Below are 14,175 nucleotides of genomic sequence, written 5' to 3'. Positions count from 1 at the left end.
TTTCACCAAATATAAATTATTCGTCTAAATATCCTCAGATATGGCATCCATAAACGCTGATTTAACCCCTTTTCGATCTAGGTTAGCAATTCTTTTAATACCTGTTCCACCTGGGGAACACATACTATGTAGTAAATCTGCAATATTTTGGCCATTTTTTTGATCTAGTAACGCGCTTGCAGCGGATAAAATATTTTGCATCATTTGCAAAGAAACATCTCTAGATATTCCTCGTACTGCATTACCTTCAATTAATGCATCCGTCATATACAGAACGTAAGATAATCCACTACTACTTAGTGGTGCCATATTATGTTGTTGTTCATCTGAAACAACTATATTCTTTCCGAACAAAGAAAAAAATGCTTCGACATTGTTAATTTGAGTATCTAAGATATTATTTCCGAATGACAATAGCGTCAAACCAAAGCCGACCCTAGAGCCAATGCTTGGCATCGCCCTAACTATAGCAGAATGATTAGGGATTTTTGCTTGTATGTCATTTAAACTAAGTTCAGCAATCAAAGAGACAATGATTGTATTGGGTTGCATATCTGGCACTATTTTATTTAATACATCATCAACTGCCGTGTAAGGCACAGATAAAATAACTATGTCGGTATTTTTCATAGCGATATTACTATCTGTACTTCCATCTACACCATATTTCTCAATCAAGTAGTTTACTCTTTTCTCACTATGTGCCGATACAGATATTTGATTCTTGTCTAATCCACCATTAATAGCACCAAGCAAAATTGTTTCACCAATTTCACCACACCCCAGAATTGATACATGATTATTCATTAAATTCCCCCTTTTTAATTCAAAAGTCTTTGTTATTATGACTATAACATAAATCAAATCTTATATGCTTATTACAGCTTTACCCTGTCTTTTAATTTCAGCATATTAACTTAAATTCAGTATGCTGAAATTATGTCACAAAAAACGCAAAGCACTAATATGTGCTTTGCGTTTTTGGTCTGATTATTTGAATGGTTATAAAAAATAAATCCTATATAAGATGCGTGCCCTTATCAACGTAAATTATATCTCCAACTATGCCACTTGCGATGGGGCTCAACAAAAAGGCAGCTGTATTTCCAACTTCTTCAATAGTGACACCCACACCATCCACAGTGCGTTCATCAGACATTTGAATCAAATCATTATGGTTTTTAACACCAGTAACAGCTAAAGTTTTAACCGCTCCAGCAGAAATGGCATTTACTCGAATATTATTTTCTGCCAAATCACGTGCTAAATAACGAACAGCTGATTCAAGGCCGGCTTTAGCAACACCCATAACATTGTAGTTGGGAATAGCTCTTTCAGATCCCATGTAGGACAACGTCACAATCGAACCACCTTTGTTCATTATGTCATAACCATATTTAGCGGCAGCGATGAGTGAATACACGCTAATATTTTGAGCAGTTGCAAAACTTTCTAGTGTTGAATCGGTTAATTTATTAGCTAAATCACTTTTTTCAGCGTAGGCAATTGCATGTACAATACCATCAACTTTCCCCACCTTGTCTACAATTTTTTTAAAGGCAGTTTGAATATTTTCTGGTGTAGAAACATCACATTCTACTTTTAATACTGACTCGTCAACAAATCGGTCTAAACTACGCTTCATACGATCATTTTGATAAGTCAAAATAACTTGACCGCCCTGATTGAGAATTGCTTCCATACATCCAAACGCCAAACTACTTTTATTTGCCACGCCCATAACAATTATTTTCTTATTATCTAAAATTCCCATCTTATTGTCTTCCTCTAAATATTTTATTAAGTATAACTACAAACTATGCCTTATTTGAATTCATTTGTCAAGATTTAGTTATTTGTACCAAATTATACAAGTAATTATTAAATTCAAATTGCAATATAAAGCCAAATCTTGTGCCGTATAAGCTAATTCTTTGTTAAAAACACATTGCACCCACTCTCACCTGTACTTTTCTAATTTTTACCTGTAATGGTATTGATGCACTCAAAGTTGTTTGAAAGTATATCCTATTATGTGGTGAGAACAGTCTTTAATAATATCAGTAATTTTTCTTGGCGTGTCACATAAATTCGTTTTGATAGGTCGACAAAACCATTTTTAATTAATTTTATCAGAATTTGTTTGTAAACAACTATGGATAATTTTAATGCTATTTTATTTTTTTTATTTGAAATTTGATTAGTAATGTAATCAGTTTGATCATACTTAGAAAGTGCTAAATTTGCCAAATACATCAATAAATCCTGTGTTTGCAATGTAGATTTATCTTCCAAAAAATTTTTTTTGGGGACATTGTATTGTGATATCAGGTGGTTAGGAATAAAATATTTATTCGCCATGGCATCTTCATGTATATCTCTTAAAATGTTAGTTAACTGTAGCGCTATGCCAACATTTATGACAGCTTCGCGATTATCTTCAATAGATTCTGTAGATAATATACAAAAAATCATACATCCAACAGTTCCTGCTACTTGATAACAGTAATTTTCTAGTTCTGCTAGCGTGTTAATTTCAATATTATTAAGATCATGAAGTTGTCCTTGAATCATATCAGTCATTAGCTCGTAATCAATAGAAAAATGATTAAAAACATAAGCTACTTTATCGGCAATATTTGATTTTTTGTTAATGACAATATCTTTGTTATCACAAGCCTTTTTCCAATACGAAATCAATTTGTTAAAAGTTAATCTGTCATGATTGTCAGCAGCATCATCAATTTGACGCAAATAATCATAGATAACAAAAATACTATAAGCCTGATCTTTGTCTAATTTTGAAAAAGCAAAATAAAATGATGACGAATTTTGCTTGATTACTGCCTTACTGCTAGAAAAATTTTCCAGAACTTTGGGTGGTATTTTTGAAATAGTGCCCATTTAAAAGTCCCTCATCACTTCTTTCGCCGTTAATTCACCACTAGTGATAACAATCGGAACTCCAGCGCCAGGATGCACACTCGCACCCGCAAAATAAAGATTGTCTATCTTAGCATGTTTATTGTGCGGACGGAAATAATTACTTTGCTTTAATGTTGGTTTCAGGCCAAATGTTGCGCCATAGAAACTATTATAGTATGTCTCAAAAGTTTTCGGCGTATGAATTTTTTTCAAAACAATATGTTCATTTAAATGATCTAAATTGAGTTCCGTTTCGACTTTATGAATTATTTTATGTGTGAATTTATCAATATCATTTTCGGACCAATTACTATTTTCTTTTAAATTAGCAACCGGTACTAGAACGTATAAAGCAGATTGCCCGCTGGGTGCAAAGCTATTATCAACTGCACTAGGATTATAAACGTAAAATGATGGATCCTCAGGTACAATGCCGTTATCAATATCGTGAACGTTAGTTTCAAAATTATTAGCCATCTTTATGGTATGTAGATTTAGTTGATCATAATTGTTATCTAAGCCCAAGTACAATAAAAAGCATGACATAGAATAATCCATTTTTTCAATATGCTTTTTTTGGTATTTTCCTTTCTGATTATCGTCCATGTCTAATAAATGTGTCATTGTGTAAGGAAAATCCGCATTTGCAACTACGGCATCACATTCTTTTAACGTATTATCGATAAGCAATCCACTGACGTGCTTGTTTTTTTCGACGATAATCTTTTCTACTGTTGAATTGTAAACTATTTTTCCGCCTAACTCTAAAAAGCGTTTTTCCAATGCTTTTGCATATTGAAACATACCACCTTTTATAAACCAAACGCCATAGATTAGCTCAATCATGGGAATAATATTATATATCGAAGGGCCACTAAAAGGTGAAATACCAATATATAATGTCTGAAATGACATTAAATACTGCAAATCTGTATTTTTGATATTTTTTTGAATAGCTTCAAAAGAGGACGAAAATGTTTTCAATTTATAAGCGTTCCAGAGTGTTTTGATATTATAAAAGTCACTCGGTCCTCGGAAACTCTTATAAATAAAATTATTTTTGGCATTTATATACTTACTATATATGTCTGTTAAATATTTCAAAAAGCCAAGCATTTCTGACTCATCATAGGCTTCAAATTCCTTTGCCAAATCTACAAGATCAGAAGATAAAGCAATTTTTTTATTATGGGTCACAATATCCATAAATGGATTAATACGTTCCATTTCAAAATAATTTTTGTAATCAACACCACTGTCTGAAAACGGTTTTTTATAAATATCAGGCATCATAACTATTGTTGGGCCAGTGTCAAATTTGAACCCAGCCGCTTCTATAATGTCCATTTTTCCACCAGGTCGACTATTTTTTTCATAAATAGTCACTTGATATCCTTGATTCTGTAAATAAATTCCAGAAGTTAGACCCCCAACCCCTGCTCCAACTATCGAGATTTTTTTCATTTTTTATTCTCCTTCTTTCCATTGTAGATGATTAATTCAATTTTGTCGTCGTTATTCTACTGATATTTGGATTATTATTCAGTTTTATCAGTTAGAAAGTGTTATCCCAAATTAGTACCCCATTGCGTGTATTTCCATTTTTACACTTGTAAAAATTCTTGTGTGCAAATTCTTTGACAAACAAATACCTCTATATGGGTATAAATAATTTCACACTAGTCATGATAAATGTAAACAATATTATGTTATACCTAGAACACAGATAAACACTCTTGGCTTGACCTGTTCTTCATCTGTCATCACTTTTTAAGTACATAGTATTTCATAGACTGTTCTCTTTATTAAAAAATTTTGAATATCTATATTTTTGTGATAAAATGTATTTTTATACATACGTATTTATAGCGGACTTAAATATTATTGTGTAAGAACTTAGTTAAAATCAAAGGAATAGAAACTATGATAATTAAACAATTAGCAACATCTGATGTACAAGAATTACAAGACATTAGTATAGAAACTTTTACAAATACATATAGTAGTCAAAGTAATATAAATGATTTAAAACAGTACTTAGAAGAAAGTTATACAATTGAAAAATTGGGGAAGGAAATTGAAAATACCAATTCTTTCTTTTATATTTTTTATAGTGATAATAATGAAAAAATGGCTTACTTAAAATTAAATGTTAATAACGCCCAGTCGGAGGATAATTTTGATAATGCTTTAGAAATTGAGCGTATATATATTCAGAAATGCTATCAAAAAAAGGGATTAGGTCGTCAACTGTTTGAATTGGCTCTCAACAAGGCATTTGAATTAAACAAAACACAAATATGGCTAGGTGTTTGGGAATTCAATGAAAATGCTAAATCATTTTATACGCATCTAGGTTTTGAAGTTGTTGGTGAACATACGTTTAATTTAGGTACTGATGCTCAGACTGATTTATTGATGTCTAAAAAAATCTGATATAGAAACTAATGCTACAGTACCTTGATTGTCATAAGCAGACTATTTAAACAACCAATATTGATATGAAACAACATAATTGCTCTCTTGGTTATTAAAAAGCGTTATCCTCACTATAATTATTTATTCAGTTATGTTAATATACTGAACGGACATGGTGATTCTAAAATTGAGTCGGAAAAGATTTTCAGATGATATCATTTCACAATTACAAGAAATAGCTTGGTGGAATAAAGATATTGAATGGATTACTAGAAACATAGATTATTTGATGACATGCGAAATAACTAAAAAAACTATAGATGAATTAAGTTGATTTAATTCATCTTTTTTAGTCTTAAAAATTATTTTTTATTGAAATCTAATTAGTTATTTTAAGATTTGTTGATTGTGCAAAGCAGCCGATTTTTTATCACGATGTAGCGTAAAGTGTTTTATGTCAATGGTTTTAGTGTTAAAATTAGAATTTAGTGCTTTAAAAGCACTTACATTTCAAAAAGAGGGAATTTTATACATGAAAAAATGGTTCACAATAATCGCAAGTATTTTTGCTTGTTTCATTCTGTCAGTTATATTGGTAATTTACATCTATGGTCCTAATATCAATGTTTATCTGTTGCCTCCTTCACCAAAAAAATATGGAAAAATCGCAATACAGAAAATGGATCGTTATGGTTACTTCACTAAAAGTGACAAGTGGCAGAAAGCTAAGAAAAAAGCTTTAGAAGATATGAACACCGTACATAATTACGGTCAAGCTGATGCAATCCTTCAAAAAATTATAAAAATTGCAGGAGGAAAACATTCTCAAATTATGACCACAAAGCAAATTACTACAGAAGCGGCGCAATATGAAGAACCAACCATCACTAACAATGATGGTTTAGTTACAATTCATGAACCCCAATTTCAGGGAAATACGCAACAAGCCAATGAATATGCTAACAAAATCAATGATTTTTTATTTAAATATAAGGACGAAATTAAAAGTGTTATTATTGATTTGAGTAATAACAACGGCGGTGATATGGCTCCTATGATACTAGGTATTGCATCCATCATACCAGATGGCCATATCCTTTCTTTTGTTTCCCAAAACGGTACAACCGAGAAGATATCCTTGAAAAACGGTATGATCAATGCTGGAGGAGCATCAATTGATTTGAATCATAATATAAAATTAGCAAAAATACCTGTTGCGGTAATTATCAACAAACAAACTGCTAGTTCAGGAGAACTAACTGCCCTAGCCCTTAAAAAAGTCTCAAACGTTAAGTATTTTGGTCAAAACAGTGCCAGCTTTACTAGTGTTAATCGTTCTGTCCCATTATACACAGGGACAACCATGTACTTAACGACTGCTGGAGTAAAAGATAGCAAAAATAAATTATATATTAATGATCCAATTGTCCCAGACATACAGACAAATGATGCTTATGGTCAAGCTAAACAATGGACAGGTAGCTTTAATTAACCATATTTGAAATAGTTACACCAGCTTATGTTAGCATATCACACCTTGTATAAAACAACGCTACATCAATTTTGATTATTTTTTACCTATTGATTAAAAATTATAATTTGACAAACCGACTATTGTGATATAAAGTAATAAAAAAGAATAGGGATGTGCAGGCGATACCTATATAAACATTGCCGTCGATGGAAAGGCTTTTTTATGCGCATTAATATTCTTCAACACACTCCAAACGAAGGTCCGGGAAGCATCGCCTCTTGGGCTTTTTCTCGTGGTCACGAATTGTTCGTTTATCATCCATACTATTTTGATGGTGTTCTACCAAAGGCATCTGAAACAGATTTACTGATTATTCTTGGTGGACCAATGAGTCCTAATGATAAATTGCCTTGGATAATAAAGGAAAGAAACCTAATCAAAGAACTTTTAAGGGAAAACAAACCAATTTTTGGTGCTTGCTATGGTGCACAGCAGATTGCCAAAGTACTCGGATCTGAAATCATTAAATCACCTTTTAAAGAAGTCGGCTGGGCAGATGTTATTAAGCAAAATAACTTAATCCCCAACCTTCCGGACAAATTATCTGTATTACATTGGCATGAGGATATGTTTGAAATACCAGAAAAAGCCACCTTGCTTTTTAGTAGTGAATTAGTAAAAAATCAAGGATATCTTTATAATACAAATGTTATTGGGCTACAGTTTCATCTTGAACCTGAACAAAGTGATGTTAATGAAGTCGTAGTTAATGATTATTCATATACTTCAGTTAATAACGCCCTTAAACAATCAGCGGATGAAATACTTAGTTGGCCAGTTCCTTCATTAAATAAAGAAATAATGTACACAATTTTAGATTTTATAACTTTGTAATTTATAGGCATCTAAGATATTAATTGCATTACATTTGAAGGAGTTTTAACACAATGGAAAAACTATTTTTAATCGATGGCTATGGTGGTTCGCCTACTATCAATTGGCTTGATTGGATTGGTGATAATCTTGAAAATAGATTTCAAATTAACAAAATTTTTATTGACAAGCCGGACATACCAGAGGTTAAAAAATTTGATAATGCCTTAGTTAGCCAAATCAACCAAGTGGAATCGTCTTATTTTATTTGTCATAGCTTAGGCTGTATTACTTTACTGCGTTATTTAATCAATACTAAAAGAATACCTAAAGGCATTATATTCGTTTCTCCGTTTAATCAACATATTCCTGGTTTTGACATATTTGATGATTTTTTTGTACATGTATCTCCAGAACTCCTAAATATTGATTCAAATAAATCCATTATAATTAGTAGTATGAATGACCCAATCATACCCTTTCATTACAGCCAGGAAGTAGCAGAAAAACTTAAAATTCCATTTATTCTTTTTCCTATGGGCGCTCATTTTCGTGCAGCAGATGGTGTGGTAACATTCCCAGAAATTTTGAAATATATTCAATCGTGCTGGTGAATTTAGTTTTATTTCAAGTTAGATTACTTGAAATAATATCTTTTATCTGGATACATTTTACTTTAGAATATAGGCATGAAAATTATATTCTTTGAAATCCACATAACCCTTTTGTAGTTTTCACAAAATCTAATTGAGACATAAGCAAGAATATTCTAATCCGCCTATTTATTTTTAAACTATGCTATACTTGGTGGACTAACTAGTTTACCAAGGAGTCACACAATGCTACAACTTAGGCCAATGAAATTAGATGAATTTCAAAAATATCTATCATTTGCGGTAAACGAATATGCTGAAGAAAAAATTGAAGCTGGAACCTGGCAAAGAAATAATGCTTTAGCATATTCTGAACAAACATATAATCGTTTATTGCCAAACGGTCTTGAAACATCTGGCAATTATTTTTATTCGATTTATGATGATCGTAATATTGTGGGCTATATATGGGTAGGCACTGATAGCGAAAATGAATCAAATGCCTTCATTTTTGATTTTGAAATTTATAAGCAATATCAAAACAAAGGCCTTGGATCAAAAGCTATCATATTAGCTGAACAAGAAGCAAAAAATATGGGATTTAGTACCATTGGCTTACACGTGTTTGGTAGTAATCAACGAGCAATACATGTTTATCAAAAAAATAATTACGATATTACTGATATAAAAATGCAAAAGAAACTTTAAAAATTTAAAGTTTCTTTTTTTTCAACTAACATAGTCTTTGTTAACATAATTTTTGTCACACAATGAAACTAATAGCAGTATTTATATATTTCACAAATAAGTTATTGCTGTACTTCTTACCAATACTATGTTTTTGAACCAATGATAGAAGAGTCAAACATGATAAATATCGCCATTGTGCTATACTAATTAATAGTTAGTAGTTGAAACACTAAAGGAGAAATAATGAAAATATTAGTTATTGGTGCAAATGGACGTGTTGGTCAAAAATTAGTTAAATACTTATCAAATCAGAATCACAAAGTTTTAGCTGGATTACGTCACCCTAAATCGTCACCTAAACTAAAAAATATTGACGCAATCCCTTTTGATTTGCACGATAGTGTTGAAGAATTATCTGCACAATTGCAAGGAATTGATGTTATTTATTTTGTAGCTGGATCTCGGGGAAAGGACTTACTACAAACTGATGCATTTGGTGCCGTAAAATCAATGGCGGTCGCTGAAAATATTGGTGCTTCGCGTTTTATTATGCTTAGTTCTTCCTATTCCTTAGAACCCCAAAAATGGCAAAGTCCTGAAATGAATAGCTTATTGAACTATAATATTGCTAAATTTTTTGCAGATAATTACTTAATTAATCAGACACAATTGAAATATACGATTGTACAAGCTACAGCTTTAATTGATGGTCCCGCAACTGGCAAAATTAGCATCGATACAGCTTCAAAATCTAAAAATTCAATTGAAAATGTGGCTTGGACACTTGCTAATGTGATTGAACATGATTCAACAATTAAAAAAGTTTTTAGAATGAGCGACGGTAACACACCGATTGCTGATGCATTATCTAGCCTGTAATTAAACTAGTTTATTTAAAAAAATGTATATAACAAATTTTGATTGATCTCAAGCCTCTACTCTGCTATTGAAACAGTTTGCTTGAGTTTTTTTGATTGGCATCACCTGAGTGATCTCTGATTTTGATAAATAATCGTTCTTTGAAATTTGAAAACTAGGATGATTGTGCCATTATTGTTCTACTTATTTTGTTGAATAATTTTTATATTTTTAATAAAAAAATATGATTAACTTATCTTCAGTGTTATAATAACAACCAGAAAGTAAAAACACTGTGCGGTTGGTAGTCCGGACATAAATGTATAGTTTTCAGTAAACCTCCTCCTTGGTTGTCCTTCTTTCTATCGGTAAATTAAGGAGAAAAATCATGTACCAAAATAGTAATTCTTTATCGTTGACCATTATTTTTGATCAACCTTTTTATGTTGGAATTTTTGAACAACGAACTGGCGATATTTATGAAATTTCAAAAATAAATTTAGGTACTTCAGAACCGCGAGACAGTTTAATTTATGAACTTTTAATTAAAAACTGGCATCATGTTCACTTTAAAACAGTGACTATAGCAAATAACGAGCGAATTCAAAAAAAGGTCAGCCCTAAAAGAATGCAGCGTTTAGCAAAGAAAGCTTTAACAGCCGGGCTTAGCACTAAAGCACAAGAAGCTATTAAACTAGCGCAGACTGCTAAAAAACTTGAAAAAAAGAAACATAAATCATTAAAACATCAAGAAATAAAAGAGCAACGTTACTTATTATCGCAGAAAAAGAAATCAGAAAAACGCAGAGGTCATTAGTACACAAAATTAACCTGTGTAGATTCGAGCTTTATCGGGGTCTACACAGGTTAATTTTTTAATTTCCTCTCTTGTAGTGATATTTTGTTCAATTTGGTGAATTTTTTACTTTTTTCACAGATTAGTTTGAAATATAAAAAAAGCTATTAGCCGTTTTTTAAAAATTAAATAAAGATGTTTTAAATGAATATTGAAATTACTCGTGATCCATCAGATTTATACCCTTGCTTTTTATCCTCTTGTCTTTTTATATGATGTTCTAGCTGTGTACGTAAACTGTTAGCTTTTTCCGTATAACCCAATGAATTATAAATATCTATAGCTGTATTAGATTGGCGAACGCCTTTTGTGATATTTCCAGTCTCGATGTCATACCAACCTTTATTGAAGATTAATGTAATTTTTTCAGTTACATCTACATGATTCATTAAATAGTTTTCGGCAATATTAATTAATTTATATGCTGATGCGGGCTGCTCATATACCAACGTCGAAAATGATGTCCAAACGACATGCATTAATCGTGTTTGAATGTTTAATAATGAGTGTTCATAAAGTTGTACTCGTTTAATCGCTAACTTTGTTAATAAATATAAAATATCAGCTGGCAACATGAATGATGTTAATGTGAATATTTGTAATTCATAAATACCCCAGGTTTCAACACCAAGTAAATAATCCCGTACTGGTTTAGCTAACACATATAATTCATGGCTAGGCCATTCCTTAACCTCCTGATTTAACAGCAAAAGTAGACTGTTCGCTAAGATTAATAGAAATTCGGGCGTATTATCTCCACATTTTTCTGTTTGGTCTTTTTTTATTGTTTTATAAAAATCTTGAATCAATTTTTTAGTAATTGCTTGGTTATCAATTAATTTGATACGTTTAGATAAATAGTTCTCATTATTTTCCAGAAGTAAGAATTCAAATTCAGCTTGGCTTACATGCATCTTTTCTAACAATTTAAAAAAACGTGAAACAAAAATAGTAAATATGATTGTATTATTATTTTGTTTCTCCATACTTGTTATCTGATCAGGCCAATGTATCACTTTGTTAATCAAAGAAAACATTAATCTTCTCTACTATAATTGCAGTCAAGTACGTATAATCTATTGCATAAACGTTCGTATAAACAAGCGATAAAATTATTAAAATTGTGACAAAGTAAAAAGCTATGCTATAATAAAGACATAGAAAAGAGCCGTAGCGGTAACTACGACTCCTAGCAAACCCGTTTCGACGGTGGCATTTAATATGTTATTTAGAAATAACCATTATCCCCAAAGATAAGATGGTTATTTTTTTGTGCTGTTTTTTATCAACACAACAACTAAAGTAATTAGCGTTAGGATAAGCATCCCAAAACTAATCATTAATTGTAGCGCATCCGATACGGACACCAGGCATCTCCTTTCCTAGAATCTGGGTTTATAGTTTTAACACCATAAGCACCACCTCCATTCAGGATAGCCACCATCTTAACTTGCTTGCTGTAATTAGTATAACATACACCAAAATAGTAATTGGTCTAAAAATAAAACGTTTGTGGCGTATTATAAAACAAAGATAGACATGTGATGGTTAGAAATACTTTAGCTATAGTTGATTTACTAAGCGATCATAATCTTTTTTAGTTATTAATGATTTCATGTTTATTATTCTTTAACTTAATTCGCCAATAGTTAATTACCACAAACATACCAGATATAGTTATTAAAACAAGTAGTATACGATTTATGTAAGCAAACCAGGTTTGATGAACAATGATTGATATGCCTGCTTGATTTTGTATAATCATTTGATTTAATATAACCATTTTAATAATCGTCATGATCTGTATTGTAAGAGCAACAAAACATCCGATAATAAATAATAACGCCACACTTATTTTAGTTTTGTAAAAGTATCCTACCGCCCCAATAGGCATCATTAAGATTGCTAAAACAATCCAGTGTACGTTACCTTCAACAGTTAGTGGATTTAAAACATAATAAGTTATAACCATACTCCACATAAAAGCCACCGTATTCATAGCTGACTCTTGCCAACTATCAGAATATGAACAGATTATCAACGTAATAACTGCCCAAGAGCATAAATCAGTAGCCATAAAGGTGATTATGTTTTGACTCCATTGATACTTTAAATGCGGGGCTATCTGCATTAAATAGCCTATCATACCACCCAAAAAGATAAGTATGAAAAGCTTAAGATATTTTTGTCTAATCATTATTTACTGTACTTTCTTTAAATTCATTCTTTGAAAAAAGTACATGCCTACACCAAAGAAAGTACCCTCAATAATATGGGCCCATATTGCGTGCTGCGATGTTAAGTCACTAAAATGAGGAGACATCATACCATCAAGAATAAAAGTGACTATACCAAAAAAAATACCCTGTCTTATTGATACATAAATTAAACGACTTTTCTGACTCTTAATATCTTGTACTTCTACTTCATTTTCAATTAGATGCTTTCGTTTTGTCATAAAAATAACATACCCACAAATGCCACAAATTAAAAATATCATATTTGCGCTAATATACCACATTAAGATGTCTTCTGTATGTTTGTAATTATCGAGACTAAAAACGAATAAAACAATAAAGTTACTAATTAAGGCATAATAAAACATGACCATAAAACCGGTATTACCAATTTTATAAAGTTCTTGCCGTCGATATTCATCTAATACCCCTTGAACGCCATAAAACCGTTTGATTAATTTTGTTGCTAATGTTTCTTTAGTCTTCATTGTCTTCCTCCCAGAAAAGTGCATTTAAATCAGTTTCCAGCACATGAGCTAATTTTAAACAAAGCGATAATGATGGATTATACTTATCATTTTCAATCAAATTAATGGTCTGTCTCGCTACCCCAATTGCTTGCGCTAATTCGTATTGCGACATTTTTTTTGCTTTGCGATATGCTCTAATACGATTCATACTGAACTCCAATGTCATTTATATGTGACTAAAACTAGTCTAGAATTTTTTTATTGATATGTCAAGTATATATGACAAATTAAGTCATAGTACTAATTTCGATAAATAAACGCTTTGAAAGGCTACACATGTTACACTGCTTTCATTGAAATTAAAAAAGATTACAATTTAGCATTCTGCTCAATACTTAGATATAATTCTAACTTTTTGTCAATCATACCTAATGCATCTTGCAATTGTTTTTCCTGTTGGATGATGCTATCTCGATGACTTAATAACATTTGCTTTCTTAGTAACATAGTTTTTGGATCAAACTTCATCTCTGCAAATTGTCTTATATTTTCAATAGACATACCAGTTTGTTTGATATTAATTAAAAATTCAATCCATTCTACGTCCTTCTGATTATATATTCGATGACCACTGCTATTTCGCTTAACCAATGGTATTAATTTTTCTTTCTCATAATATCGTAACGTATATTTGCTTAATCCTGTTAGTTCACTCATCTCATTAATCGAATAGGTCATTTTTTCTCCTTGCGTTAGAGTGTGCTCTAAGATGTAACATTAT

The 14,175-nt window shown here is 31.3% G+C and carries 16 protein-coding genes and 2 pseudogenes; 8 read left to right on the top strand and 10 right to left on the bottom strand.

The window, feature by feature from the left end; all coding sequences use genetic code 11:
• Positions 1-24: 24 nt before the first annotated feature.
• From GJV51_07040 to crtI, 4 genes are all read right to left on the bottom strand, one after another.
• Positions 25-807 (bottom strand): hypothetical protein, encoded by a 783-nt coding sequence (locus GJV51_07040; protein QGM25742.1) that lies wholly within the window; start codon positions 805-807, stop codon positions 25-27.
• A gap of 211 nt (positions 808-1,018) precedes the next feature.
• On the bottom strand, positions 1,019-1,774 hold the full coding sequence (fabI, locus tag GJV51_07035) for an enoyl-ACP reductase FabI (protein QGM25741.1): 756 nt from the start codon (positions 1,772-1,774) through the stop codon (positions 1,019-1,021).
• Between the two features lie 257 nt (positions 1,775-2,031).
• Entirely contained in the window at positions 2,032-2,904 is an 873-nt protein-coding gene (locus tag GJV51_07030) for a phytoene/squalene synthase family protein (GenBank protein QGM25740.1), read from the bottom strand.
• A complete protein-coding gene (crtI, locus tag GJV51_07025; GenBank protein ID QGM25739.1) occupies positions 2,905-4,389 on the bottom strand; it encodes a phytoene desaturase in 1,485 nt (494 codons plus the stop codon). It lies immediately after the preceding gene.
• Between the two features lie 459 nt (positions 4,390-4,848).
• Between crtI and GJV51_07020 the strand changes: the two genes are divergently transcribed.
• The 8 genes and pseudogenes from GJV51_07020 (at position 4,849) to GJV51_06985 (ending at position 10,648) form a co-directional block, all read left to right on the top strand.
• Positions 4,849-5,361, top strand: a complete 513-nt coding sequence (locus GJV51_07020) for a GNAT family N-acetyltransferase (protein ID QGM25738.1) — start codon at positions 4,849-4,851, stop codon at positions 5,359-5,361.
• Between the two features lie 175 nt (positions 5,362-5,536).
• Positions 5,537-5,677, top strand: a pseudogene (locus tag GJV51_07015) (antibiotic acetyltransferase).
• A gap of 120 nt (positions 5,678-5,797) precedes the next feature.
• Complete coding sequence (locus tag GJV51_07010; GenBank protein QGM25737.1) at positions 5,798-6,835, top strand: peptidase S41; 1,038 nt, start codon at positions 5,798-5,800, stop codon at positions 6,833-6,835.
• A gap of 204 nt (positions 6,836-7,039) precedes the next feature.
• Positions 7,040-7,711 (top strand): type 1 glutamine amidotransferase, encoded by a 672-nt coding sequence (locus GJV51_07005; GenBank protein QGM25736.1) that lies wholly within the window; start codon positions 7,040-7,042, stop codon positions 7,709-7,711.
• A gap of 53 nt (positions 7,712-7,764) precedes the next feature.
• A complete protein-coding gene (locus GJV51_07000; protein QGM25735.1) occupies positions 7,765-8,304 on the top strand; it encodes a hypothetical protein in 540 nt (179 codons plus the stop codon).
• A 225-nt stretch (positions 8,305-8,529) separates the two neighbouring features.
• Positions 8,530-8,991, top strand: a complete 462-nt coding sequence (locus tag GJV51_06995) for a GNAT family N-acetyltransferase (GenBank protein ID QGM25734.1) — start codon at positions 8,530-8,532, stop codon at positions 8,989-8,991.
• 225 nt (positions 8,992-9,216) lie between these two features.
• A complete protein-coding gene (locus GJV51_06990) occupies positions 9,217-9,852 on the top strand; it encodes an NAD(P)H-binding protein (protein ID QGM25733.1) in 636 nt (211 codons plus the stop codon).
• A 367-nt stretch (positions 9,853-10,219) separates the two neighbouring features.
• On the top strand, positions 10,220-10,648 hold the full coding sequence (locus tag GJV51_06985) for a DUF2992 family protein (protein QGM25732.1): 429 nt from the start codon (positions 10,220-10,222) through the stop codon (positions 10,646-10,648).
• A 179-nt stretch (positions 10,649-10,827) separates the two neighbouring features.
• Here the strand turns inward: GJV51_06985 and GJV51_06980 are convergent, their stop codons facing one another.
• From GJV51_06980 to GJV51_06955, 6 genes and pseudogenes are all read right to left on the bottom strand, one after another.
• Positions 10,828-11,724 (bottom strand): Rgg/GadR/MutR family transcriptional regulator, encoded by an 897-nt coding sequence (locus GJV51_06980; GenBank protein QGM25731.1) that lies wholly within the window; start codon positions 11,722-11,724, stop codon positions 10,828-10,830.
• A 225-nt stretch (positions 11,725-11,949) separates the two neighbouring features.
• Positions 11,950-12,131 (bottom strand): annotated as a pseudogene (locus GJV51_06975) (putative holin-like toxin).
• A gap of 153 nt (positions 12,132-12,284) precedes the next feature.
• Positions 12,285-12,884 (bottom strand): hypothetical protein, encoded by a 600-nt coding sequence (locus GJV51_06970; protein QGM25730.1) that lies wholly within the window; start codon positions 12,882-12,884, stop codon positions 12,285-12,287.
• A gap of 3 nt (positions 12,885-12,887) precedes the next feature.
• The gene (locus GJV51_06965) at positions 12,888-13,412 is read right to left on the bottom strand and encodes a DUF3278 domain-containing protein (GenBank protein QGM25729.1); all 525 of its coding nucleotides are present in this window, start codon (positions 13,410-13,412) and stop codon (positions 12,888-12,890) included.
• Positions 13,402-13,602: a helix-turn-helix domain-containing protein gene (locus tag GJV51_06960; protein ID QGM25728.1), complete on the bottom strand. Its 201-nt coding sequence runs from the start codon at positions 13,600-13,602 to the stop codon at positions 13,402-13,404. The genes GJV51_06965 and GJV51_06960 overlap by 11 nt, the downstream gene beginning before the upstream one ends.
• A gap of 161 nt (positions 13,603-13,763) precedes the next feature.
• The gene (locus GJV51_06955; protein QGM25727.1) at positions 13,764-14,132 is read right to left on the bottom strand and encodes a MerR family transcriptional regulator; all 369 of its coding nucleotides are present in this window, start codon (positions 14,130-14,132) and stop codon (positions 13,764-13,766) included.
• Positions 14,133-14,175: the final 43 nt, after the last annotated feature.

The sequence above is a fragment of the Leuconostoc mesenteroides subsp. mesenteroides genome (genome assembly GCA_009676745.1).
In the GTDB taxonomy this organism is placed as follows: domain Bacteria; phylum Bacillota; class Bacilli; order Lactobacillales; family Lactobacillaceae; genus Leuconostoc; species Leuconostoc koreense.
Note: the sequence above shows the minus strand (reverse complement) of the source record. Positions and strands in the feature narration are given on the sequence as shown.